Source organism: Halomonas marinisediminis (assembly GCF_004347715.1).
GTDB classification, from domain to species: Bacteria; Pseudomonadota; Gammaproteobacteria; order Pseudomonadales; family Halomonadaceae; genus Halomonas; species Halomonas icarae.
Genome location: NZ_SLTR01000861.1, coordinates 1 through 221, shown reverse-complemented (window position 1 = coordinate 221; position 221 = coordinate 1). Strand labels below are relative to the sequence as shown.

General features: G+C 53.4%; 1 protein-coding gene. It reads right to left on the bottom strand.

What is annotated here, in order from left to right:
- Positions 1-208, bottom strand: a 208-nt coding sequence (locus tag E0702_RS19870; RefSeq protein WP_205742185.1) for a hypothetical protein, incomplete at its 3' end; no start/stop codon positions are given.
- Positions 209-221 lie beyond the last annotated feature (13 nt).

The window sequence follows — 221 nt, the reverse complement described above, 5'->3', positions numbered from 1 at the left end:
GGTCTGTGTCCGGCTTCTGCTGGAGGTAGGCCCATCGGCAGACATTCTCCAGACTCTGAGAGGGGTTTCCAATCTCAATGAGGCTCATGGACTTTGCGTGGCTCAGCAGGATAATCCTCACCAGCACCACATTGATGTGGGCCCCCAACGACTCATCATGGTAGATTTCGTTGACAATGTTCATGAGTGTCAGCAGGTACTTCTGCACGTGCTCCTTCCCA